A 23,812-nucleotide genomic window follows, 5' to 3' on the forward strand; every position below is an offset into this window, starting at 1 on the left:
AGGCACTGAACTCTTCGGCAGGCCCGGTACATCGTGATTGCCGGGAGTTCTAAACGCCATGAAAGCGGGGGAAGAGCTTTGTGGAAATCCGATTAAGCAACTTCACCATCAGTAAATCCACAACCTGCAGGATTTGCACCGTTTCCAAGCGCTCCCCCGTCTCTGAACGGTTAGCAACGCGACTTAGAGCTCGTTTCAGAATGGCTGGTCGGGCAGTTTGCGCCAGCAGATGATGGCGCAGGCGAGGTGCATGAGGCCCAGGTGGAGGTCGGCGCGGCGTTCGTAGCGGGTGCGGAGGCGTTTGAACTGGTGCAGCCAGGCGAAGCCGCGTTCGACGACCCACCGCTTCTTGCCGAGTCCCGAGCCGTGGGCGGTGCCCCGGCGGGCGATCTTGGGGGTGATGCCCCGGGCGCGCAGCTGGCGTCGGTAGACGTCGTAGTCGTAGCCGCGGTCGGCGTAGAGCCGTCTGGGCTTGCGCCGGGGCCGGCCGACCACGCCGCGGATCTGGGGCAGGGAGTTGACCAGCGGCAGCAGCTGGGTGACGTCGTGCCGGTTCCCGCCGGTCAGGGACACCTGCAGCGGGGTGCCGTTCGCATCGACGATCAGGTGGTGCTTGGAGCCAGGGCGAGCGCGGTCGACCGGCGACGGGCCGACGTGATCGCCTCGCCATGGCACGCGGCAAATAACGACAGTCCACGACAGCAAAGCGGCGTGGGCACTTGGGTGCCTACGCCGCTTTGCTGGTTGCCGCCTAGGCGGAGGTTCCGGTCACGGTCGTGCCGGTCTTGGTGATCGTGTAGTCGATCGTGCCGCCGCCCCAGAAGTGGAACGTGAGGGTGACGGGCTCGTCGTCCCTGACCTCGTTGAAGAAGTCAGGGGTGAGGCTGATCGTGCCCGCATCGTAGTCGGGCCGGTAGGTCCACCAGAACTCCTTGAAGGCGGTCCACGTGTGGGGCCCGGCGTTGGTGCCGTCGGCGTACTTGGCCTCCATCGTGGAAAGCTCGTCGCCGTTGAACTCGGTCGGGATCGCGAAGCACGAGGAGTTGCAGGCCTCCCACTGGGACCAAGGTGCGGTGTCCGTGGTCCCGGTGAGGTCGGAGATCTGCGGCGTGTCGTAGGTGATGACGTGGATCTGCCACGGCACACCGTCCGAGAAGCGGGCCTCGATCGTGCTGTTCACGCCGTACGCGCGGTCGCCGGAGAGGCGGGTGAGCGTGGCGGCGGTGAGGGTCAGCGTGTCGCCCTCGACCGTGTAGTCGGTGCCCTCGGCCAACTCCGTGTCCCCGTCCCACAGGCCCTCGAACTCGAGGCCGTTGCGGTTGAGGGTGAGCGACTCGTCCGCGATTGTCCCGGCCTTCTCGAGGTAGATCGAGTCGAACGAGGCGGTGCCCGAACGCGTCGTCAGGCCCGAGTCCATGTACGAGTGGAGGTACGGGTCGCGCCATTCGAGCGTGTGGCGGTTGAGGTAGGAGCCGGCGTCCCACAGCATCAAGGTCAGGTGCTGGTCCCGGGCCTGGTACATGATGTCTTCGAAGAGCTTCAGGAGCTCGCCGTACTGCTGGGACTGGGGGGCGCCAGGGCGCGTGTAGTCGTAGCCGAGGACGCCCCATTCCCCGACGATGACCGGGATGCCGTTGTCGACGAAGGTGTCGTTCACGCGCTGGAAGGTGTCCTCGAGGTCCTGCTGGGTCCTCTCGTCGTAGGTGGTGAACCCGGCGACGTTGACGCTGAAGGGCCAGAACCCGTAGAAGTGGACCGTGGCGGCGATCATCGGGTCGTCAAGCGAATCGATGGTGGCCTTGAGCGCGTCCAGGTGCGGCTGCTCGGAGTTGGTGACCCACGTCGGCATCACCAGGAGCCGGTCCGCGTTGTTCCCGCCGGTGCCGCGGACGGCCTCGTAGAAGGCGACGTTGAGCTCGGCGGTGAGGGCGTCCTTGTTGGCCTCGTCGGTGGGGAACTGCGGTTCGTTGATGCTCTCGAACGACAGCTCTGACGGGTGGTCCTTGAACCGCTCGGCGATCTGGGTCCACATCGAGTCGAACTTCGCCAACACGTTCTCGCGGTCGTCCGGCAGCGCCTTGGTCCACATCTGGTCGTGCTGGTTGACCATCACTTGGAGGTCGTTCGCGATCGCCCAGTCGACGACCTGCTCGACGCGGTCGAGCCAGGCCGGGTCGATCGTGTAGTCCGGCCCCGGGCCGGTGTGCTCGTCCCAGGACACCGGAAGGCGGATCGACTTGTAGCCGTTGGCCTTGATGGTCTGGAGGAGCTCCTCGGTGATCATCGGGTTGCCCCAGGCGGTCTCACCGCCCAGCGCGTCGAGGGTGTTGCCGACGTTCCAGCCCGGCTGCATGGCCGCGACCTGCTCCATGGCCGTGACCGCGTGGTCCGGCGGGGCCGAACGGCGCTCGGGTGTCGTCTGCGCGCCGGCGGGGCCGGCCAGGCTCACCGACAGTGCCAGCCCGGCCGCCAGGGCGGCGGCGAGCTTCTTCCAGGGGGGTCTCTTCACGGTATGCCCTTCTTCGCGCACATATGGCGCTCGAAAAGGGGTGGTTGGCTCCCCGTCGAGCGCGCCTTTGGGTGATCAGCGCGTCGTTGAAGCGCTTCGACAAACGTAGGGGCGGAGATGGCAGGGATGCAAGCCCCAACTCCGAGCAAACGGGCAGAAGTTGGCTGGTCTGCCTATCGGCGGGGTGTCAGCTGGCGTCGTCGACATTCGTCGAGGCGTTTCGAGGGCGAGGCCCCAGGGCTCGGCCTCGGACAGGCCCCGCCGACGCCGCGCCATGTCTGACGGGCCCGCGATCCTCGTCGCAGGTAAGGTCCCGAATGTGACCATCAGGCACGATCCGCCCGGTACGAGTGAGCCCGCTCCGCCCGACATCCCGAGCAACGCGGTCCGACGTCGTCCGGGCGGTGGCCGGGCTCGTGACGGCGGCGCTCGGCGTCGTGCTGCTGCTCATCGCGCCGTCCGGGGCAGGCCTGGTCATAGCAGGCGTGCCGCTCCTTCTCGGCCGGGGGATCTCCGACCTCGCCACTTGGCGGCGGTGGTCGACCGCGTGGCGGGGCGGCGTCCTGGTCGCGCTCGGCGTCACGGTCGTCGCGTAGCGCGTCGCGTCCGTACGAGTGCTCGCGGCGCTGCTCGCAGCGTCGAGGAAGGCGTCGATGACGCGGATGCGTCGCTCGGTTCACACGAGCAGCAGCCCGAAGCCGCGTGACTGCCTGGAGTTGGTGCGTTCTACGACCCAGCGAGAGGTCTTGTTGATCGGGACCTTGACGCCCTTGGGTGTGATGTCGCCGTTCAGGCCGCGGGCTGCGAGGCGTTCGCGGGTGACGTTGCTGTCGTAGCCGGCATCGAGTGCTACCTGGATGGAGGCCGGGCACGGCAGACGGTCGCCGAGGCCGGCCAGCAGGTCCAGGGTCGGCTCGAGCAGGATCGAGCCGAGCGGGATGCCGGACCCGTCAGGTTGGACCGCTTGATCCCCGACTTTCCGCGGTCCACCGGTGAACGTCCGGCCGCTTCGCCACCGCACGGGGCCTTGTCGATCCGCCCGTCGATCACCAGGGCGTTCAGGTCCAGGCCGACGATCTTGTCGAACGCGGTCAGCGCGATCCGGGCAAGGGTGGTGAAGATCCCCGCGGCGATCCACTCGTCCCGCCGTCGGCGCATCGTGGTCGCCGAGCACGTGGCGTCGGCGTGCTTCTCGTAGGAGCCGCCCAGCACGAGCTTTGCCACGAGCTTGTCGAACACCACCCGGTCCGCCACGCGCGGGCGCTGACACCCCAGCGGGTGAGCGTCCTCGGGCGGCGGGATCAACGCCTCGAACTGGACCCAGACGGGCTCGATGAACGACGATGGCACAGCAGGCACAGGACCCCTCGCGGATCGATACAGACCTAGACAATCCGTATCTAACCGCAGGTCCTGTGCCTGCCTCACTCACGCCCTACCGGCGGAACCTCGAAGAGCTCGTTTCAGAATGGCTGGTCGGGCAGTTTGCGCCAGCAGATGATGGCGCAGGCGAGGTGCATGAGGCCCAGGTGGAGGTCGGCGCGGCGTTCGTAGCGGGTGCGGAGGCGTTTGAACTGGTGCAGCCAGGCGAAGCCGCGTTCGACGACCCACCGCTTCTTGCCGAGTCCCGAGCCGTGGGCGGTGCCCCGGCGGGCGATCTTGGGGGTGATGCCCCGGGCGCGCAGCTGGCGTCGGTAGACGTCGTAGTCGTAGCCGCGGTCGGCGTAGAGCCGTCTGGGCTTGCGCCGGGGCCGGCCGACCACGCCGCGGATCTGGGGCAGGGAGTCGACCAGCGGCAGCAGCTGGGTGACGTCGTGCCGGTTCCCGCCGGTCAGGGACACCTGCAGCGGGGTGCCGTTCGCATCGACGATCAGGTGGTGCTTGGAGCCAGGGCGAGCGCGGTCGACCGGCGACGGGCCGACGTGATCCCCCCTTTGAGCGCCCGCACGTGCGATCCGTCGATGCTCATCTCGTCCAGGTCCAGCAGCCCCTCACGGCGCATCTGGGCCAGCACCGCCTCGTGCAGCGCCGGCCACACCCCGGCCTCGGTCCACTCCCGCAGCCGACGCCAGCACGTCACCCCGGAGACCCCCAGAACAGCCTGCGGGACCTGCGCCCAGCCGACACCGTGCCGCAGCACGAACACGATCCCGGCCAGCGCCGCCCGGTCGTCAGACCGGTGCCGGCCGTGGTGCAGCCGCGGCCGCGGCGCCGGTACCGGCGGCAGCGGCGCCACCTGCTCCCACAGCCCGTCAGGAACCAGATCCTCGATCACGATCCCGCAGCCTGCCCGATCCACCCGAACACGGCGAACCGGACACGCCGGTCATTCTGAAACCAGCTCTTAAGCGCTTCGAGCGTGAGCGAGCTTTGTAGAAAATCGGTTAGGAGACTTCACCATCAGAAGAATCGGCGGCCGGGTTCTACAGGGTGATGAAGACCGGCAGCGAAGTCCTCCCCGACCCGCATTTCTCTGCGATTCCACAGAAGCGCCCTATCAGCACCAAGCGCGGGCGACCGGGCCACCCGGGTCGAATTGGCCCGCGAGAATCAGGACTGTGCGATCGTAGGCTCCCCACCATGGAGATCCTCACATTTCGCGCGTTCACGACAGTAGACCCGCACCCGCACTCCGGTAACCCTGCTGGGGTCGTCGTCGACGCCGAAGCACTCTCGGGAGCCGACATGTTGGCCATTGCGGCCGAACTCGGCTTCAGCGAGACCGCATTCCTCACCGCGGTCACACCGACATCGGCGCGCGTTCGTTACTTCACCCCCCGCGACGAGATCGCCTTCTGCGGCCACGCGACCATCGCCTCGGGAGTCGCGCTCGCCCGCCGCGGAGCCGGTCCCGTCGTGGCCTTCGAGACCAACGTCGGTGAGGTGCTCGTGGAGGTCACCCCTGGCGCCGCTACGCTTGCCGCCGTCGACACGGTGGTCGACACGCTGGCCGACGAACTGCTGACCGAGCTGCTCGCCGCCCTCCGCCTCTCGCCCAGCGACCTAGACCCCGCGTTGCCGGCGGCATTCGTGCGCGGAGGCAACCCGCATCCGCTCCTCTTCGTACAAGCGGGCGTTCTGACCTCGCTCGACCACGACGACGAGGCCGTTCTTCGCCTTCAGGACCGCGAGGGTTGGGACGGCACCATCCCGATCGTGCACCGCCTCTCAGCCGACCGGTTCGCCTCGCGCAATCCGTTCCCCAGAGGCGGAATCCGAGAAGACCCCGCCACGGGCTCGGCTGCGGCAGGTCTCGGCTCCTATCTCCGAGCGGGAGGGCACCTCGCGTTGCCCGCCGTGATCGAGGTCGAGCAGGGCGCGGCGACGGGGCGGCCGTCATTGATTACGGTCGAGATCCCGCTCAAGGGTCGTGTGCGCGTCACGGGTACCGCGTCGGAACTCGGCGAATGAGTTCCCGAAACGCGGTGATCAGCCAGCTTCGTGCTCGTGCCGAACCCATCCAGCGAGTGTGCAGGAACGAGAAGCGGCACTCTCATTCACCACCATCAGGGTTCCAGTGACCCGCTCAGATTGAACGCCGTAGAAAGTTCCCAATCTGCAAGAAGCGCAGGATCTGGCGCACTTGAGCTGGGCATCTTCGAGTCCTTGTTGGCGAATCGTCGAAGCTTGCGGGGCCAATTCGCGTGCTCACGGGCTGGGGTGACAGTCCGTGTGATTTCCTTAGCTATGAGATCTGCGGAAGTCGTCCTGGTGCACGGTCTTTACCACCAGCCCGCACATTTGCAGCCGCTCGCCGACGCGCTTAGGCGGCGCGGTGTCTCGGTTCATGCTCCACGCCTGCACCGGGGCAGCCTGGCGGCCGACACTGTAGCGGTCCAAGAAGCGATCGACGTGTGCGGCGATCCGCCGGTGGTTGTGGCACACAGCTATGGGGGCGCGGTAGCGTCTGGCACGGAAGGCGCATCGTCGTTTGTATTCATGGCCGCGTTCGTGCCAGACCTAGGCGAGAGCTGCGCCTCTTTAGGTGGACCAGATGCGCCTGTAAATGCATGGGTACGCCCGCACCCCGAAGGTGGAACATACATCCCTAAGGATGCTGCGACAGACCTGTTCTATGGGGATTGCGAACCCGAAGCGGCACAACGCGCAGTGGAGCTGCTGATACCACAGGCGTCGGGGCATGGCCGTTGCGTTGTGAGCAATGCAGCATGGAAGTACGCGCCTAGCCACTACGTCATCTGCGCGCGCGACCGGGCGATGAATCCGGTCCTACAACAGGCGATGGCGAGTCGCTGTGGCACGGAAGAAGTGATCGACGCGAGCCACTCCCCATACATCTCGCACGTCGAAGCGGTTATGCGCTCAATTCTTGGCTAGTTGCACACCGCCCGGCGGGCGTCACCAGCCTGAGCGAGCTTTGTAGAAATTCGGTTAAGTGACTTCACCATTAGTAAATCCCCTACCTGGAAAAATGCAGGATCTGAAGCGAATCGAGCTTGCCTGATTGCCTTGGCGGGACCTGCTCTCGCCCGCGGCGGGATCCGCTCGGCGTGACGCCCGTAGCCTGAGTTCGCTAGGTTGATGCCACATGGATGGTTCCTGCATCTTCACTCCTACTAGAGAGTGAGCTCCGACCAGACGGCATGACGATCTTCCAAACCAACCGGGATGCCGGATGGCAATCCGTCTTCCACACCCATTTTCATCTCGTGCCTCGCACCAAAGACGATGAGTTGGTGCCGCCATGGACCGACGAGCTCGCGGATGAAGCGGAACTTGACGCGATGTCGTCTCGCCTGCGCGGTGCGACCATGGGGAAGCTCAGCCCAACGAGGGCCGGCGACTGACGCCCGCAAGCGGATCCTTCATGCGACAAGCTGGCAGCACGTTGCGCTCGAGGCGTTCGACAACGGCTGCGCTCCTTCCTATGCTCGGCGCATGGACGTCTACGTCGATACCGGCCCGGGAATGACAGCCGTCGGCGAGGTTGCGGCCTGGTCCTTCGATCTCGAGCATTGGGGTGAGTGTGGCCAGGGCATCACCGAGGATGCCGCAGTCGCGAATCTCGCGCGGCGTACCGGCAATGCCCAGCAGCGAATCGTCGACCGAATCTCGACGGCCATGCGGGATGAGGTCTTCGAGGCGGACCTCCGCCCAGCAACTGGCGCCCAGGTGAGCATGACGGCGCACATACTCCGAAAGGAGCGACGAAGGACCATCGAACTCGTCGCACGAGCTAGCGTCTACCAACTCGAAGCGGCCGACGAAGGCGTGGCTCAGCCAGTGTGGATGCGCTGGCGAACCGCGAGTGCGATCGCCTGGCATATCGCGGACACGGAGTCGCGGCACTATCTGCGCTTGGTCGGAGGCGGGGAACGCGCCCCGGTACCCGATCTCCTCGGTGAGTTGGAAGAGTCAGGCCACTGGATCCAGGCGCAGTTGCTATCGATCCGCCGCGATGCTGTCGAGCGCCAAGGGACCGAGCTATGGACCACGGTCAAGGTACTTCGCCGTCTCGCATGGCATGAGCGAGTGGAGTCCGTGTTCTTGCGGCGGCGTTTGAAGGCAGCTGGACTCGACGTCCGGTAGACGATCCTGTGGACGCGAGGCATGCGCGTATGGTTCTGCCGGCGCCGTGCTTGACGTACCTCCTTGAAGGGCGGCGCTCCTTTCCTGAGTGACATGTCGGGCAGACTACCGCCGTGACCAACTGTTCTTTCGACTCATTGGATTTCGCCCGTGCCGACCAGCCCGAGCCGACGGGCGACCCCAGGGAGGATCTCCTCGCCTGGTTGGCGTATCAGCGTCACGAGTTTCTGCGGAAGCTGCGCGACCTCAGCGTCGACCAGCTGGTGGAGTGGTCCGTGCCGCCAGTACAACTGTCTGTACTCGGCCTCGTGCGCCACATGCGGCAGATGGAGCACGTCCATCTCGTCTGGGGTCTGGGCGGCGGCGAGCAAACCGAATTCTACGGTGAGGACGACTACGCCGGCGGTAGCGCCGCCACCTTCAAGGACGACCTGCAGGGCTATTTCGCCGAGGTGAGCCGAGCGGATGCTGCCATCGCGGCGCTGCCGACGTATGACGCTCCCGGTCTCGGACACGGTCGACCACTCGGCTACACGCTGATCAAGATCTTGCACGAATACACGCTGCACAGCGGTCAAGCGCACATGCTTCGGTTCGCCGCGCTCGGCGATCTCCGGCGTTGACTGGCGCCCTGGGTGATCAAGGGTGGCGCACTATGGCGTGACCCTTAGCGCGGTCGCGTGAAGCGTCCGCCGGCGGACGTCCGCAAGCGGATCCCTTAGCGGGCATCGATGCCCTGCGAGGTTATCGATAGCGTTGAGCGTGTGCAGACCAACGACTACGACAGCTTTGCTGAGGCATACGCGGCGGAGAACGAGAGCAACTTCGTAAACGCCCGTTACGAACGGCCCGCGGTACTCGCCCTGGCGGGCGATGTGTCCGGCCACAGAATCCTCGACGCCGGATGCGGCGCCGGCCCGCTCACCGCGGCACTTCGTGAACGAGGCGCGACTGTCACCGGACTGGACATAAGTGCCGAGATGATAGCTCTGGCCCGGCGCCGGCTCGGGGATGACGCGGACTTGTACGTGGGTGACCTGAGCGACCCGCTGCCGTTCGGTGATGCGTCATTCGACGACGTGACCGCCTCGCTCGTACTGCACTACTTGGAAGACTGGGCCCCGACCCTGAGGGAGTTCCGAAGGGTGCTTCGGCCGGGCGGACGTCTGATCGCATCGGTAGATCACCCGATCGTGGCTTACACGTTTCGGCAACCTTGGCCGAACTACTTCACCCCCGACAGCTACACGTTCACCTGGACGATCGGTTCGCACTCTGCCCCAATGAAGTTCTGGCGGAAGTCCTTAGGAGCGATGACCGAAGCTTTCACGGACGCGGGGTTTCGGCTTTCCATCATCAGCGAGCCCCAGCCCGAGCCAGCTGCACGTGAATTGTTCCCGGATGACTTCGAGCGGCAGTCCTCCTCACCAGGATTCCTCTTCTTCGTCGTCGAAGTGCCCACCCTCACAGACCCGGCTTAGGGATCGACGGAACCGGACACCATCGTTTCCGAGCTGCACTCCGCTAACGCGAGTGCCCGATAGACGGTCCGTCAACCGGGGCACGTCGATCAGCCGTCGTTGGCGATCGAGTTGAGCGCGAATCGGACGGGTGGATTCCCGCAAGACCTGCCCGCAGTCGGGCCCGCTGCCGGTGCCCCAAACGCGGCAGTCATGAACGACCATCACCGGCGGCTAGTGGCGCGCATCCCACGTTCGGCAAGGTCCGACCCGTGGGATCCTGCCGAATGCCCCCCCCCGAATGGCCCCACGCCTCTTGCAGATCGAGGGCGCGCACCTTTTCCGCGATGGCGGAGGTGGCGCGGTGACGGTGTCGATGCGGGTGATGAGCGCCGGTGACGGATTCCGGTACCTGCTGCGCACTGTCGCAGCCGGCGACGGGGAACGGTCGATGTCCACGTCGCTGACGCGCTACTACAGCGCGAAGGGCACGCCACCGGGGCGGTGGATGGGCAGCGGACTTCCCAGCATCGGTGCCGGGATCATCGCAGAGGGTGACGAGGTCGCCGAATCCCAGTTGCAGCTGCTCATCGGGATGGGCCGTGATCCGGTCACCGGGCAACCGCTCGGGCGCGCCTACCCGGCGTACGAGCCCGGAGCCCGTCGGCGTCGTGCGGTCGCCGGCTACGACTTCACCTTCTCGATTCCCAAGTCGGCGAGCGTGCTCTGGGGCATTGCGGATGCAACGACGCAGGAACGCATCGTGCGCGCGCACCACGCGGCCGTTGCGAAGGCGCTCGCGTTCCTCGAGCGGGAGGTTGCGGCCACACGCACCGGTGCAACATCCCGCGACGGGGCCGTTGCGCAAGTCGACGTCACCGGCGTAATCGCGACCGCGTTCGATCACTTCGACAGTCGGGCGGGCGATCCGCACCTGCACACACACGTCGTGATCAGCAACAAAGTGCAGACCGTGCTCGACGGCAAGTGGCGCTCGCTCGACGGCCGGCCGATGCACGCCGCGGTCGTCGCGCTATCCGAGTTGCACGAGGCGCTCTTCGCCGACGCACTCTCGCGCGAGCTCGGCGTGCAGTGGGAGCAGCGAGAGCGCGGTCGTGACCGGCATCCGGCGTGGGCGATCGCGTCGGTGCCGGAGTCGCTGGTCCGGGAGTTCTCGACACGTTCGCGCCATATCGACGCCGAGACCGATCGCCTGATCGACGCATTCGTGCAGGCGCGCGGTCGTCGGCCGAATCCGGCGACGATCATGAAGCTACGTGCGCAGGCCACGCTTGCAACGCGGCCGGCGAAAGAAGTGCGCTCGCTCGCGGACCTCACGGTGGAATGGCGCGATCGCGCGGCGAAAGTGCTCGGCACGGATGCCTCGAGCTGGGCGTACACCGCAACCGTGAAACCTGCACAGCGAGCGCTGCGCGCGGATGACGTACCCCTCGTCGAGATCGCCGCACTCGGCGCGAGCGTCCTGGCGGCGGTGAGTGAGAAGCGCGCAACTTGGCGGCATTGGAACCTCGCCGCTGAGGCCGCCAGACAGACGATGCGATACCGGTTTGCGTTGGCATCCGATCGCGAAGCCGTCGTCGGTCTCGTGGTTGATGCCGCTGAGGGGGCGTCGTTGCAGATCACGCCGCCGGAGCTCACGTCGAGCCCGGCAGCCTTCCGGCGGGAGGACGGGACATCCGTGTTCCGCCCGAAGCACTCGACCGTGTTCACCTCGACAGAGTTGCTCGACGCCGAGTCTCGGTTGCTCGAACGCGCCGCCGACAAGTCGGGTCCACGCCTAGCGCCGACTGCGTTGAGGGAGGTCACACGCAAGCGATTGCCCGGCGGGGGAGCGCTCGCCGACGACCAACGCGAAGCACTCGAGAGGATCGTAGGCTCGGGCCGTGTCGTCGACGTCCTCGTCGGCCCCGCCGGCGCGGGCAAGACCACCGCGATGAACGCCCTCCGCCGCGCCTGGGTACAGGTTCATGGCGGAGCATCCGTCATCGGCCTCGCGCCATCTGCTGCCGCCGCACATGTCCTCGCCGAGGATCTCGGCATCGCTACCGAGAACCTCGCGAAATGGTGGCATGACCACCAGGCACACGGCGAGACGCTCCGGCCCGGACAGCTCGTGATCGTCGACGAAGCATCCCTTGCCGGCACCCTTCCGCTCGACCGCGTCGCCACGCTCGCCGCACAGGCGGGAGCGAAGGTCCTGCTCGTCGGTGACCCGGCTCAGCTGCAGTCGGTTGACGCGGGAGGCGCGTTCGCCCTGCTTGTCCACGACCGGCGCGATGCCCCGGAGCTCGTCGACGTGCACCGCTTCGTGAACGAGTGGGAGAAGGCGGCATCACTCGGCCTGCGTCGCGGCGATCCTGAATCGGTCGACCGATATCTCGCTCACGGCCGGGTGCGCGAGGGTGACACCGATGCGATGGCGGAGGCCGCGTACTTGGCCTGGCGGGCGGATGCCCGCGCCGGCCGGGCGACTGTGCTGATCAGCGACTCAAACGACGCGGTCGCCACGTTGAACCAGCGTGCTCGAACCGAACTCATCCTCGATGGCCGCATCGACGCGCTCCGCGAGGTCGACCTGCACGACGGCACCCGCGCCGCAATCGGCGACACGATCATCACCAGGCGCAACGACCGCCAGCTGCGCGCCGGGCGACGCTGGGTGCGCAACGGCGACCGATGGACGGTCTGCGCAGTGCATCGCAACGGGTCGCTCGAAGTACGTCGGCCTGAGCAGCGATGGGGGAGCACCGTGGTCCTTCCCGCCGAGTACGTCCGGCAACACGTCGAGCTCGGATACGCCGTCACCTCCTACCGCGCCCAGGGCATCACAACCGACACCGCGCACGTCGTCGCTGCACCCGGCATGACCAGGGAGAACTTCTACGTCGCAATGACCCGTGGCCGAGAAGCGAACACCGCCTACGTCGCCCTTGACCGTCCGGATGTCGCGCACGTCGGCCCGCGGCCCGGTGACGACGGCGAGACGACCGCACGGAGCATCCTGTTCGGTGTCCTGCAGCATGTCGGCGCCGAGCTGTCCGCGCACGAGATGCTTACGGCGGAACAGGAGGCGTGGGGCTCGCTCGCACAACTTGCGGCCGAGTATGAGACGATCGCGGCCGCCGCGCAGCACGACCGATGGGTAGCGGCGGTGCGTGCTTCCGGGCTCACGCCCGGGCAGGCGGATGCGGCGATCGAGTCGGATGCCTTCGGGCCGCTGACTGCGGAACTGCGGCGGGCCGAGTCTCATCAATTCGAGGTCGACCGACTGCTCGCGAGCGTGGTTCGCTTGCGTGGGTTCGAGGATGCGGCGGATGTCGCGGCAGTACTCCGTGCGCGGCTCGCAGCGGCCGTCGCACTGGGTACCGGCGCGCAAGCGACTGCCGGCCGGGCGCGGCGGAGACCTCGTCTGATCGCCGGTCTCATTCCACAGGCAATCGGTCCGATGGATGCCGAGATGCGGCGGGCCTTGCACGAACGCGCCGAGCTGATCGAGTCACGTGCCCGAGTCGTCCTTGACAGGTCGTTGGTCGCGGGGGAGGCGTGGACCCGAACCCTTGGTCGGTCCCCGCGCGCGGACGCTCCGGTCGCAGCTGCGTGGCGTCGTCATGCGAGCACGGTTGCCGCGTACCGCGACCGGTACGGCATCGTCGGCACGACGGCGCTCGGACCGGCGCCCGAGACGACCGCGCAGAAGTTGGATGCCGCGCGCGCCCACGCCGCGGTCGTGGCCAGTCGACAGCTTTCGGACCAGTTCGCTGCCGAGCCACGACCAAGTGTCACGGCGGGGGTTCCGTCTGTCGGTCGTGAGTTTTAGCATCCTCCCAAGGCAATCTCTATTCGCCCCGTCGCTCGTCGCGATGGGATGCCTCCCGATCATCGGGCGGCCTTCAAGGTTCTCGTTGCCGAACTCTTGGAGGGCTGCGGCATGTTCGGATTCATCTTCGCGATCGTCGTACGCGGCCGGATCATTCTGCGCCGGCTGATGCCGACGAACCTCGTGCTCGACGCGATTCACACGCGCCGCGGGCTCAAGTGGGGTGTGCCGGCAATGCTGCTTGCCGTGCCGTATGGTCTGGCGGCGGTGTACTGCGTGGGGCTGGTCGAACGCGGCGCGGCTGGATGGCTGAACCTCCTCGTCGTGCTGTTCGTCTGGAACGGGTTGAAGTTCCTCGTCGCGGGCCCGGTGACGGTCATCCAGCTGCTCCGCGTGCGAGCCCGTGAGGCTCGTGCGCGACGCCTTCCGGTGGCCGGCATGCGCGAAACGGATGCCCTGGCGGAGCGCTCCGACGAATTGGCGTTCGCTTCGGCAGGCGACGCGGGCCAGTTGAGCCGATAGCTGCGGTACCCCTCTTCAAACGGGATCTGTCGGCAAGGCGCATCCGGTGCACCTGCTGTTCGCGTAAGTCTTGTCTCGCACGAGATTTCGCGAGCAGGAGGATTGGCAATGACGATTCCGCAGGAGCAGTTCGACGATCTCCTTAGCCGCACCGCGCTGGCAGCGCTGTTCTATTACCCGGAGATCAGTGTCGACGATTCTGAGTACAACCTCGAGAAGGACATCGCCTATTGCATGGAGCCTCTCTTCGCGCTGGCGGAAGAGGATGCCGCGCGGTTGCGCGTCGCGGTCGGGCGTGTGATCACGAATCCGACGGCGCATCGGTCTGAGCTCCTCGCCCTGGTGATCGAACTGGCGCCGCCACCCCCGACCGAGTAGCGATAATGAGCGGCCCAATCGACGAGGAACCTGCGCCTGGAATCGGCTCGGCGGATCGAACGGCCGCCCAAGACGAAGCGGCTCGCGCGAAGAAGCGCGAGCAGAACCGCCGCTATCGCGAGCATCACCCAGAGCAGTACGCAGAGGGAAGGCGTCGGTGGGTCGAAGCCAACCGCGACCGGGTGCGCGAGACGAATCGGCGTTGGCGGGCAGAGCACCTCGAACGAGCCCGCGAACTCAACCGGGACTCGATGCGGCGCACCGTCGCGCGGAAGAGAAGGGATGCGGAACAGCGCGCCCGCGGGCGGGAGCGTGCGAAGCGATGGCGTGAGGCGCATCCCGAGCGCGTGCGCGAGTACCAAAAGGGCTGGGTGCAAGAGAACCGCGAGAAGGTTCGGGAGTACTACAACCGCTACTACGCGACGCACCGTGATGAGGTGAATGCTCGAGCCACGGCGCGACGCGACGCCGATCCCGACCGTGTGAAGCAGGTCCGGAAGGAGTGGGCCGAGCGGAACAAGGATCGGCGGGCGGAGCATCAGCGCGAGCGTCGGCGTGATCCGGAGGTCTACCGTGCCGAGCTCGACGCGAACGCCGCGGCGCGGAGGTTGAAGCGTCGGCTTGAGCGTGATGGACTGCCGCCGAAGCGGCTGCATCCGTCCTCGGCCGCAGAGCGTCGCGCGCGTGAGCGTGAGGCGGCTGCGTACTTCGGGGATCCGGATATCTCGGAGCATGTGCGGCAGTTCAGTGCCTTCGCAGCGACACTCACGGAGCACATGCTGGAGCACGGGGACCGGATGCGGGAGTTCGCGGAGGCGTACGTGACCATGAGGGAGCGGATGGGGCTACCGAGCGTCGACGTTGAGCAAGTAACGTACGCCCGAGCGGTCGAAGTCGTTACCAAGCAGGTGCGGCGCATCGATCTGTTGACTAGCGGAGATGTTGCGGCTGCCGTGCGGAGCACGATGGCGTGGGTCCGCGACGTGGAGCGTCGGCGACAATTCGACAGCCTGGTGACGGCGCTTCTCGCACACATTGAAAGCCATGTCGAGCGCCTCAGCGAGGAAGCGGCTTTCGAGAGCCGGGCGCGGCACGTCCGTGGCAAACCAGCGGGATCGTTCGAGTCGCTCGTAGTGCAGCTTGCGACGAACGAGGTGGTTGAAGAGATGCCCATGAGTCGCCTCACTGTCCGGGATGCTCGGAGGGCAGCGCGGGCGGCGAGCCTTCGGATTCCAATTCCAGTCGAATCGTCCACGTTCTCGAGCAACTCCGCGCCGCACCAGCGGCTGATGTAGAAACGGTCCACGCGAAACGAATGGCCGGAGCGCTGTCATGGGTCGTAAGCCGGCCGGTCGTATTCGCGAGTACTTGGATTTGCCGCCTCTAGGGGGCGAGCAGACAGTCGCATTGACGCAACGCTAGGGGCGTGCGTGACCGTCGAATAATGACTTGGAGTGACCGTCTTCCCGAATAGCTCTGGTCGTGTCTGATTTATGGGATAGATTCTCGCGTCCACTTCGAGCGAGCTCCTCTGGCGCGAATCACCTTCAACTGGAGATCTCCTGTGGGCGGGTTGCCGATACCCTGAGGAAGACCCGAGAGCTAGTCATCACAGCAGCCACAGTGCCGCAGGAGACCAATCAAGATATGACCGACAGACCGACAATTGAAGACCGCGAGCGCCTCGTTACGAGGGTGGTGGCGTGACGATGGCACTCAAGAAGTCAGACCTGTACAGCTCCCTGTGGGCTGGTGCGGACGAGCTCCGTGGCGGCATGGACGCCAGCCAGTACAAGGACTACGTCCTGACCCTGCTGTTCGTGAAGTACGTCTCGGACAAGGCTAAGGCGGACCCGTACGCGGACATCGAGGTGCCCGCGGGTGGCTCGTTTGACGACCTGGTCGCCCTGAAGGGCAAGCCGGACATCGGGGAGCAGGTCAACGTGGCCATCCGCAGGCTGGCGGACGCCAACGACTTACAGGGGGTAATCAACAACGCTGACTTCGACGACCCCGACAAGCTCGGCAAGGGCAAGGAGCTTGTCGATCGCCTGACCAAGCTGATCGGGATCTTCCAGGATCTCGACTTCACGGGCTCCCGCGCCGAGGGCGACGACCTGCTGGGCGACGCCTACGAGTACCTGATGCGGCACTTCGCCAGTGAGTCGGGCAAGAGCAAGGGCCAGTTCTACACGCCGGCCGAGGTCTCGCGTGTGATGGCCGCGTTGGTCGGCATCAAGCCGAACACCCCGAAGGCTGCAACTGTCTACGACCCGACCTGCGGGTCTGGCTCCCTGCTCCTCAAGGTGGCTGATGCGGCGCCGAACGGTCTGACGATCTACGGCCAGGAAAAGGACAACGCGACCCGCGCTCTTGCAGTGATGAACATGGTCCTGCACGGGAACGCGACCGCTGAGATCCGTCAGGGTGACACGATCACGAGCCCGCAGTTCCTCAGGGGCAGCGAGCTGCAGACCTTCGACTACCTCGTCGCTAACCCTCCGTTCAGCGTCAAGTCGTGGAACAACGGCCTCGAAAATGAGTACGGCCGATTCGACGGTTACGGCCGTCCGCCAGAGAAGAACGGCGACTACGCCTTCTTGCTCCACATGATCAAGAGCCTCAAGAGCACCGGCAAGGGTGCGGTCATCTTGCCGCACGGTGTGCTCTTCCGCGGCAACGCCGAGGCGACCATCCGCAAGGGGCTCATCAAGCGTGGCTACATCAAGGGGATAATCGGCCTGCCGGCGAACCTCTTCTACGGCACCGGTATCCCGGCCTGCATCATCGTGCTCGACAAGGAGAACACCCAGGCGCGCACGGGCATCTTCATGATCGCCGCCGGCAATGGCTTCACCAAGGACGGCAATAAGAACCGCCTGCGCCCGCGCGACATGCACCAGATCATCGACACCTTCGTCAACCAGAAGGAGATCGCGCGCTACTCGCGCATGGTGCCGGTCAGCGAAATCGCTGACATCAAGAACGGCTACAACCTCAACATCCCGCGCTACATCGACAGCTCAGTGCCCGAGGACATCCAGGACCTGCACGCTCACCTCAAGGGCGGCATCCCGAACCGCGACCTCGACGCCTGCTCCTCCTACTGGGACGCCTTCCCGAGTCTTCGCTCGGCTCTCTTCAAGCCGCTTCGTGACGGCTACAGCGAGCTGGCCGTCGCCAGGAGCGAGATCCAGAGCGCGATCGTGGGGTCGGCTGAGTACGAAGCGTTCGTGAGCAGCAGTAACGGCGCCGTCGGGCACTGGTGGGAAAAGCACAAGGCGTTGCTCCAGGGCATCACAAGCACAACGCGCCCATCTGGCCTAATCGCCGAGCTCGGCGACACCCTGCTCGATGCTTTCCGCTCACGTCCGCTCATCGATGAGTACGGGGTGTACGAGCGGCTTATGAGCTACTGGAACGAGGTCATGCACGACGATGTCGCGCTGATCATGGGCGAGGGGTGGGACGACGCTGCCAAGCCACGCAAAACCATCGAGAACAAGGAGCGGAAGCTCTCGGAGACGCCCGACCTCGTGGTCGGCGCTGGTCGTAACGCTGCCAAGTGGAAGATGGACCTCATCCCACCGGCTTTGATCGTCGACCGCTACTTCGCTACTGAGAAGGCAAACGTTGATGCCCTTGCGGCTGTGGCCGAGGCCGCTAGCCAGGCGGTCGAGGCGTTCGTCGAAGAGAACTCGGGCGAGGAGGGCCCGCTGGCAGATGCCATGGACGACGAGAAGATCTCCAAGGTGCTTGCCGCTGCTCGGCTGAAGGTGGTTGAACGCGAAGAGCCGCACGGTCACGAAGTGAAGGCGCTGGCCGAGCTCATCGCCCTCTACGACGCCGAGGCTGCCGCCAGGAAGACTGCAAAGGACGCACAGGCCAAGCTCGACGAGGCGACGCTAGAGCAATACGTCAGGCTCGGCACCGCCGACGTTCGGAGTCTCGTCATCGACGACAAGTGGGGCGGCCGCGTGGAAGCCAGTGCCAGGGACGAGCTCACCGCACTGATCGAGAAGCTGGTAGAGCGACTAAAAGATCTTGGCGAACGCTACGAGAAGACCGTCGGTTATCTCGACACAGAGGTCGAGGTGCTCGGGGCGAAGGTAGCGGCGCATCTGGCTGCGATGGGGGTCCATGCGTGATTACAACGAGCGCCCCTGCAGATTGGGAGATCAGGACCCTCGGGCAACTCGGCCGCGTCGTGCGTGGAGGCTCACCCCGACCAGCAGGAGATCCTCGCTACTTCAACGGCGCGTTCATCCCGTGGCTTACGGTTGCCGCGCTCACGACGATCCCAGAGAGCCAGATGCGTGTCGTACGCACAGCCACCAATCTCACCGAGGAAGGCGCGAAGCGTAGCCGCACGCTTCAACCTGAGACTCTGATCATCGCGAATAGCGGGGCAACCCTTGGTGTGGCGAAGATCCTGGGAATCGCCAGCTGCGCGAACGACGGCATCGCCGCCGTCGTGGACCAGCACTCGGGCAGGAAAGAGTTCCTTTGCTACTACCTCAACACTCAGACGACACATCTACGGGAGGTTGTCGCGTCCGGCAATGGGCAGCCCAATCTAAACACGAGCCTGATACGAGAGATCAAGGTTCCATTCCCTTCTGATCCTGAGCAGCGCGCGATCGTGGATGTGCTGGCAGAAGTTGACTCGCTGATCGAGTCTCTGCGTGCATTGGTCACCAAGAAGCGGGCCGTCAAACAGGGCATGATGCAGGAGCTGCTGACGGGTCGTACACGCTTGGGCGGCATCGCGAGTAGCTGGACGACCCTCCGTGTTGCGGCAGCCTCGCACGTCAAAGCACGAATCGGGTGGCAGGGGTTGACCACGGCCGAGTATCGCAAGTCTGGTGAGTATCGACTGGTTGGTGGTTCTGATTTCCTCGATGGTCGCGTCAATTGGGACACGACCCCCTACGTGGACAAGGCGCGCTTCGACCAAGACCCGAATATTCAGCTCCAAGTCGGTGACGTGCTCATTACAAAGGACGGCACCATTGGAAAGGTCGCGTTGGTCGACGCCCTGCCCGGCCCGACGACGCTTAACAGCGGTGTGTTCGTGGTGAGGCCGAAGCGCGACGCGTATGACTCCCGTTTCCTCTACTGCATCCTTCGCTCTCGTGCGTTCGAAGAGTTTGTCGGTGGGCTGAGCGCCGGCTCTACGATCAACCACCTCTACCAGAAGGATCTGGTGAGGCTCACCTTCAACGTCCCGAGCGACCTGGCCGAACAGCGCACGATTGCTGCCGTTCTTTTAGACGCCGACGCTGAAATCGAGATGCTCGAGCGTCGACTCAAGGCCACTCGCGCCATCAAGCAGGGCGTGATGCAAGAGCTCCTCACGGGTCGCACACGTCTACCCTCCGACAGGAAGGTCGCAGTATGAGCACCGTCGGACAATTTGAGCGTAAGACGCAGGACCGTGTCGTTAGGTTCTTCCAGGAACGCCTCGGCTACAAGTACGGCGGCAACCGGGAAGACCATATAGGTAACACGAACATCGATGTCACCTACCTGCGCGACAATCTGCTCGCGCGTGGCTACGACGAGGAGATCATCGGCAAGACCATCAACGAGCTCACCAAGACCGCATCTGTCGGTGGAGCTCGTACGCTGTACGAGGCCAACCGCGAGGTGTATGGCCTGCTTCGGTACGGCGTGAAAGTCAAGCGTGGCGTAGGCGACCAGTTCGAGAACGTGCGGCTCATCGACTGGAGCAACCCCGAGGCCAACCACTTCGTCGTGGCCGAGGAAGTCTCGATCGCCGGCGAGCACAACAAGCGCCCTGACGTCGTGCTCTACGTCAACGGCATGGCGCTGGGCGTCGTCGAGTTCAAGCGCTCTAAGGTGAGCGTCACTGAGGGCATCCGCCAGAGCATCGGCAACCAGCGAGCCGACTTCATCCGTCCGTTTTTCTCCACCGTCCAACTCGTGTTCGCGGGCAACGACGTCGAGGGGTTGCGTTACGGTGTGATCGAGACGTCTGAGAAGTACTGGCTGGAGTGGAAGGAGCCGGTGGAAAGCACGGTCGGCGCTGACGTGGCCGAACCGCTGGACAAGGCGATCCTGTGGATGTGCTCGAAGGATCGCTTCTTGGAGATCATCCACGACTTCGTGGTGTTCGATGCGGGCACGAAGAAGACCGCTCGGCACAACCAGTTCTTTGGTGTGAAGGCCGCCCAGGCCCGAATCGCCGAGCGCGAGGGTGGCATCATCTGGCACACGCAGGGCTCGGGCAAGAGCCTGACGATGGTGTGGCTGGCGAAGTGGATCCGCGAGCACCAGCAGGGACGAGTGCTTATCATCACCGACCGCACAGAACTCGACGAGCAGATCGAGAAGGTCTTTAGCGGGGTCAACGAGAGCATCTACCGCACCACTTCTGGTGCTGACCTGCTGACCCAGATCAACAAGCACGACCCTTGGCTGATCGGTTCCCTCGTTCACAAGTTCCGTGGTGGCGACGACGACAAGGATGTAGACCGGGACAGTGAGGACTTCATCGCTGAGCTACGCGCACGCGTCCCGGCTGGCTTCGCTCCGAAGGGCAATCTGTTCGTCTTCGTCGACGAGGCGCATCGCACGCAATCGGGCAAGATGCACCGAGCCATGAAGGAACTTCTGCCCAGCGCGATGTTCATCGGCTTCACGGGCACCCCGCTACTCAAGGCAGACAAGGCGACCAGTATCGAGACGTTCGGTTCGTTCATCCATACCTACAAGTTCGACGAGGCCGTCGAGGACGGTGTCGTGCTCGATCTGCGCTACGAGGCGCGCAATATTGAGCAGGACCTGACAAGCCCCGAGAAGGTAGATAAGTGGTTCGAGGCCAAGACCAAGGGCCTCACTGACCTCAGCAAGGCCCGGCTCAAGAAAAAGTGGGGCACCATGCAGAAAGTCGTGTCCGCCGAGCCTCGTGCCAAGCAGATCGTCCAGGACATCCTGCTGGATATGGAGACCGAGCCTCGCCTCTTGAGCGGTCGCGGTAACGCGATGCTTGTCGGAGAGAGCATCCACCAGGCATGCAAGTTCTACGAGATGTTCGTCAACGCTGGATTCAAGGATAAGGTCGCCATCGTCACGAGCTATGTGCCGAACCCGAGCGACATCTCCAAGGAGGACTCGGGCGAGGGCGCTACCGAGAAGCTACGCCAATACGACATCTACCGGCGGATGCTGGCTGACTTCTTTCGTGTGCCTGCCGACGAGGCAGTCGGTCGGATCGAGGAGTTCGAGAAGGAGGTCAAGCGCCGCTTCATCGAGGAACCAGGCCAGATGCGCCTGCTCATCGTCGTCGACAAGCTCCTGACCGGCTTCGACGCGCCAAGCGCCACATACCTCTACATCGACAAGAAGATGCGCGACCACGGCTTGTTTCAGGCCATTTGCCGGGTCAACCGCCTCGACGGTGACGACAAGACCTACGGCTACATCATCGATTACCGTGACCTTTTCAACTCGCTGGAATCGGCCATCACCGACTACACCTCGGGAGCGCTGGATGGCTACGAGGAGAAGGACGTCGAGGGGCTACTCAAGGACCGCATCGAGCAAGGTCGCCAGGACCTTGATGAGGCGCTGGAGAAGATCCGCGCACTGGTCGAGCCCGTCGCACCGCCCAAAGGGACGCTGGAGTACCAGCACTACTTCGTGGCATCGGTGCCGGGAGATGCTGCGCAGATCAAGGGCAATGAGGCCAAGCGTGTTGAGCTGTATAAGGCCCTCTCCGCGCTGGTGCGCGCCTACACGGCGCTGGCCAACGACATGGACGCCGCTGGCTACTCGCCCAATGAGGCTGCGGCCATCAAGAACGAGGTAACGCACTTCGTTGCTGTCCGCGACGAGGTGGAGCTCGGCGCTGGCGAGAACATCGACATGAAACAGTTCGAGGCCGGCATGCGCGCGCTGCTGGACACATATATCCGGGCCGATCCCTCCGAGGTTGTCGCTTCCTTCGAGAAGGGTCTGGTCGATCTCATCGTCGAGCGCGGCGCGGACGCGCTTGCTTCTCTTCCGCCAAACATCCGCAGGAACCCCGAGGCCGCGGCCGAGACGATCGTCAATAATGTTCGTAAGACAATCGTTGACGAGCGCGCCCTGAACCCGCGCTACTACGACAAGATGTCGGAGCTCCTTGATGCTCTTATCGAGCAGCGCCGTCAGGATGCCGTCGACTACAAGGCTTATCTGGAGCAGCTCCTCGTTCTGGCGACCAAGGTCGGCAAGAAGGAGTCGGACACTGTCTATCCCGAGTGGGCCAAGAGCGGAGCCCAGCGCGCGTTGGTCGACTTCAGCTTCCCTGACTCCAGCCTCGCGATCGTCGTTGACTACACCGTGATGCACCAGAAGGAGCATGGCTGGGTCGGCAACCGTATGAAAGAACGAGCCTTGGCCCGCGAGCTTCGCCGCGCACTGCCTGACGGTTTCGACCGCTTCGAGGAACTTTTTGAACTGGTGAAAGCCCGCGATGAGTACCGCTAGCGCCTACCTCACCGTCGCCGGACTCGGGATCGATGTCATCTACAAGGACATCAAGAACCTGCACATCTCCGTCTACCCGCCGGTCGGACGTGTGCGGGTCGCGGCACCGCATCGCCTCGACGAGGATGCGATCCGCCTGGCAATTGTGCAGCGTCTACCGTGGATCAGGAAGCAGCGCGAGCAGCTCCAGAACGCCGACCGCCAGACCGAACGCCATCTGCTCTCGGGCGAGAGCCACTACGTGTGGGGCGAGCGCCTTCGTCTCGACTCATCCAGCCGCGGCCGGTCGAAGGTCAGTGTTGCTGGCAAAACACTCTGGCTGACTACCCCTTCAGACTACGATGACGGCCAGCGCAGGGCAGTGCTTGACCATTGGTACCGTAAGGAGCTCAGGGCCGCAATTCCGCCGCTCCTAGAAAAATGGCAGCCGATCGTCGGCGAGGAAGTCACCAAGGTCGTCGTCCGCCGCATGAAGACCAAGTGGGGCACCTGCCAAGCCACCTCACGTGCCATTTGGCTCAACCCCGAACTGGCCAAGAAGAACCCGCGCTGCCTTGAGTACATCGTGGTCCACGAGCTGACCCACCTTATTGAGCGCACCCACAACGATCGCTTCATCGAACTCATGGACCTCCACATGCCGGACTGGCGAGCTCGGCGTGACGAGCTCAATGATGCACCGCTGGCGGACGAGGAGTGGGGGTCGATGTCGTGAGCGGGCGATCCATGGCAAGCAAGACCTTCCTTGAGTCCGTACTTGGCATGGGCGATGGCTACGTCCTGGACTTCTCAAACGCGTCGTTCACGAATTTCTTCCGTGACGTGGACGTAGACACATACATGCCGCCGAGAAATACTTGGGGCTTTGGTGACTCCAAAGTCAACAGGATGCGTGCTCTGTGGAAGAGCGGATCGGATGCAGAAGGGACTGCTGAAGGTTCGGTTGACTCCTGACCTGTGGTGACTTCGGTCGCTGCTGGAAGGATGATTCCATGCGGTCAGGGCGCTGTCTCAGATTGCCAGCGAACGCGCAAGTAGGCGATGAAAGAGGGAGCTCTC

General features: G+C 64.6%; 18 protein-coding genes and 1 pseudogene. 15 read left to right on the plus strand and 4 right to left on the minus strand.

Features of this window, described 5'->3' with window-relative positions:
• Positions 1-195: 195 nt before the first annotated feature.
• The 4 genes and pseudogenes from QFZ29_RS07400 to QFZ29_RS07420 form a co-directional block, all read right to left on the minus strand.
• A complete protein-coding gene (locus QFZ29_RS07400; protein ID WP_373426190.1) occupies positions 196-705 on the minus strand; it encodes an IS5 family transposase in 510 nt (169 codons plus the stop codon).
• 46 nt (positions 706-751) lie between these two features.
• The gene (locus tag QFZ29_RS07405; RefSeq protein ID WP_306893541.1) at positions 752-2,509 is read right to left on the minus strand and encodes a cellulase family glycosylhydrolase; all 1,758 of its coding nucleotides are present in this window, start codon (positions 2,507-2,509) and stop codon (positions 752-754) included.
• Between the two features lie 474 nt (positions 2,510-2,983).
• Positions 2,984-3,868 (minus strand): annotated as a pseudogene (locus tag QFZ29_RS07415) (IS5/IS1182 family transposase).
• 104 nt (positions 3,869-3,972) lie between these two features.
• Positions 3,973-4,784 (minus strand): IS5 family transposase gene (locus tag QFZ29_RS07420; protein ID WP_373426191.1). Its coding sequence is split into 2 segments (ribosomal slippage): positions 3,973-4,436 and positions 4,436-4,784, totalling 813 coding nucleotides; the frame shifts between segments, so codons are not numbered across the junction.
• 305 nt (positions 4,785-5,089) lie between these two features.
• Between QFZ29_RS07420 and QFZ29_RS07425 the strand changes: the two genes are divergently transcribed.
• From QFZ29_RS07425 to QFZ29_RS07490, 15 genes are all read left to right on the plus strand, one after another.
• Entirely contained in the window at positions 5,090-5,920 is an 831-nt protein-coding gene (locus tag QFZ29_RS07425) for a PhzF family phenazine biosynthesis protein (RefSeq protein ID WP_306893544.1), read from the plus strand.
• A 276-nt stretch (positions 5,921-6,196) separates the two neighbouring features.
• Positions 6,197-6,847 (plus strand): alpha/beta hydrolase, encoded by a 651-nt coding sequence (locus QFZ29_RS20400; protein WP_373426192.1) that lies wholly within the window; start codon positions 6,197-6,199, stop codon positions 6,845-6,847.
• Between the two features lie 215 nt (positions 6,848-7,062).
• On the plus strand, positions 7,063-7,317 hold the full coding sequence (locus QFZ29_RS07430; protein ID WP_306893545.1) for an HIT family protein: 255 nt from the start codon (positions 7,063-7,065) through the stop codon (positions 7,315-7,317).
• 91 nt (positions 7,318-7,408) lie between these two features.
• Positions 7,409-8,059, plus strand: coding sequence for a hypothetical protein (locus QFZ29_RS07435; protein WP_306893546.1), 651 nt, complete (start codon positions 7,409-7,411; stop codon positions 8,057-8,059).
• A 113-nt stretch (positions 8,060-8,172) separates the two neighbouring features.
• A complete protein-coding gene (locus QFZ29_RS07440; RefSeq protein ID WP_306893547.1) occupies positions 8,173-8,682 on the plus strand; it encodes a mycothiol transferase in 510 nt (169 codons plus the stop codon).
• Positions 8,683-8,823: 141 nt separating this feature from the next.
• Positions 8,824-9,540 carry a class I SAM-dependent methyltransferase gene (locus QFZ29_RS07445; RefSeq protein WP_306893548.1) on the plus strand — a complete coding sequence of 239 codons (717 nt, stop codon included), beginning with the start codon at positions 8,824-8,826 and terminating at the stop codon, positions 9,538-9,540.
• 355 nt (positions 9,541-9,895) lie between these two features.
• Positions 9,896-13,357: a MobF family relaxase gene (mobF, locus tag QFZ29_RS07450; protein ID WP_444876255.1), complete on the plus strand. Its 3,462-nt coding sequence runs from the start codon at positions 9,896-9,898 to the stop codon at positions 13,355-13,357.
• A gap of 111 nt (positions 13,358-13,468) precedes the next feature.
• Positions 13,469-13,879 carry a sulfate permease gene (locus QFZ29_RS07455; RefSeq protein ID WP_306893549.1) on the plus strand — a complete coding sequence of 137 codons (411 nt, stop codon included), beginning with the start codon at positions 13,469-13,471 and terminating at the stop codon, positions 13,877-13,879.
• A gap of 108 nt (positions 13,880-13,987) precedes the next feature.
• Positions 13,988-14,257, plus strand: a complete 270-nt coding sequence (locus QFZ29_RS07460) for a hypothetical protein (RefSeq protein ID WP_306893550.1) — start codon at positions 13,988-13,990, stop codon at positions 14,255-14,257.
• Positions 14,258-14,262: 5 nt separating this feature from the next.
• The gene (locus QFZ29_RS07465; protein ID WP_306893551.1) at positions 14,263-15,552 is read left to right on the plus strand and encodes a hypothetical protein; all 1,290 of its coding nucleotides are present in this window, start codon (positions 14,263-14,265) and stop codon (positions 15,550-15,552) included.
• A 414-nt stretch (positions 15,553-15,966) separates the two neighbouring features.
• Complete coding sequence (locus QFZ29_RS07470) at positions 15,967-18,405, plus strand: type I restriction-modification system subunit M (protein ID WP_306896645.1); 2,439 nt, start codon at positions 15,967-15,969, stop codon at positions 18,403-18,405.
• On the plus strand, positions 18,402-19,658 hold the full coding sequence (locus QFZ29_RS07475) for a restriction endonuclease subunit S (RefSeq protein ID WP_306893552.1): 1,257 nt from the start codon (positions 18,402-18,404) through the stop codon (positions 19,656-19,658). Before QFZ29_RS07470 ends, QFZ29_RS07475 begins: the two co-directional genes overlap by 4 nt.
• Entirely contained in the window at positions 19,655-22,753 is a 3,099-nt protein-coding gene (locus QFZ29_RS07480) for a type I restriction endonuclease subunit R (RefSeq protein WP_306893553.1), read from the plus strand. The genes QFZ29_RS07475 and QFZ29_RS07480 overlap by 4 nt, the downstream gene beginning before the upstream one ends.
• Positions 22,740-23,468, plus strand: coding sequence for a M48 family metallopeptidase (locus QFZ29_RS07485; protein ID WP_306893554.1), 729 nt, complete (start codon positions 22,740-22,742; stop codon positions 23,466-23,468). The genes QFZ29_RS07480 and QFZ29_RS07485 overlap by 14 nt, the downstream gene beginning before the upstream one ends.
• A gap of 11 nt (positions 23,469-23,479) precedes the next feature.
• Entirely contained in the window at positions 23,480-23,707 is a 228-nt protein-coding gene (locus QFZ29_RS07490; protein WP_306893555.1) for a hypothetical protein, read from the plus strand.
• The last annotated feature ends 105 nt before the right edge of the window (positions 23,708-23,812 follow it).

The organism is Agromyces albus (assembly GCF_030815405.1).
GTDB classification, from domain to species: domain Bacteria; phylum Actinomycetota; class Actinomycetes; order Actinomycetales; family Microbacteriaceae; genus Agromyces; species Agromyces albus_A.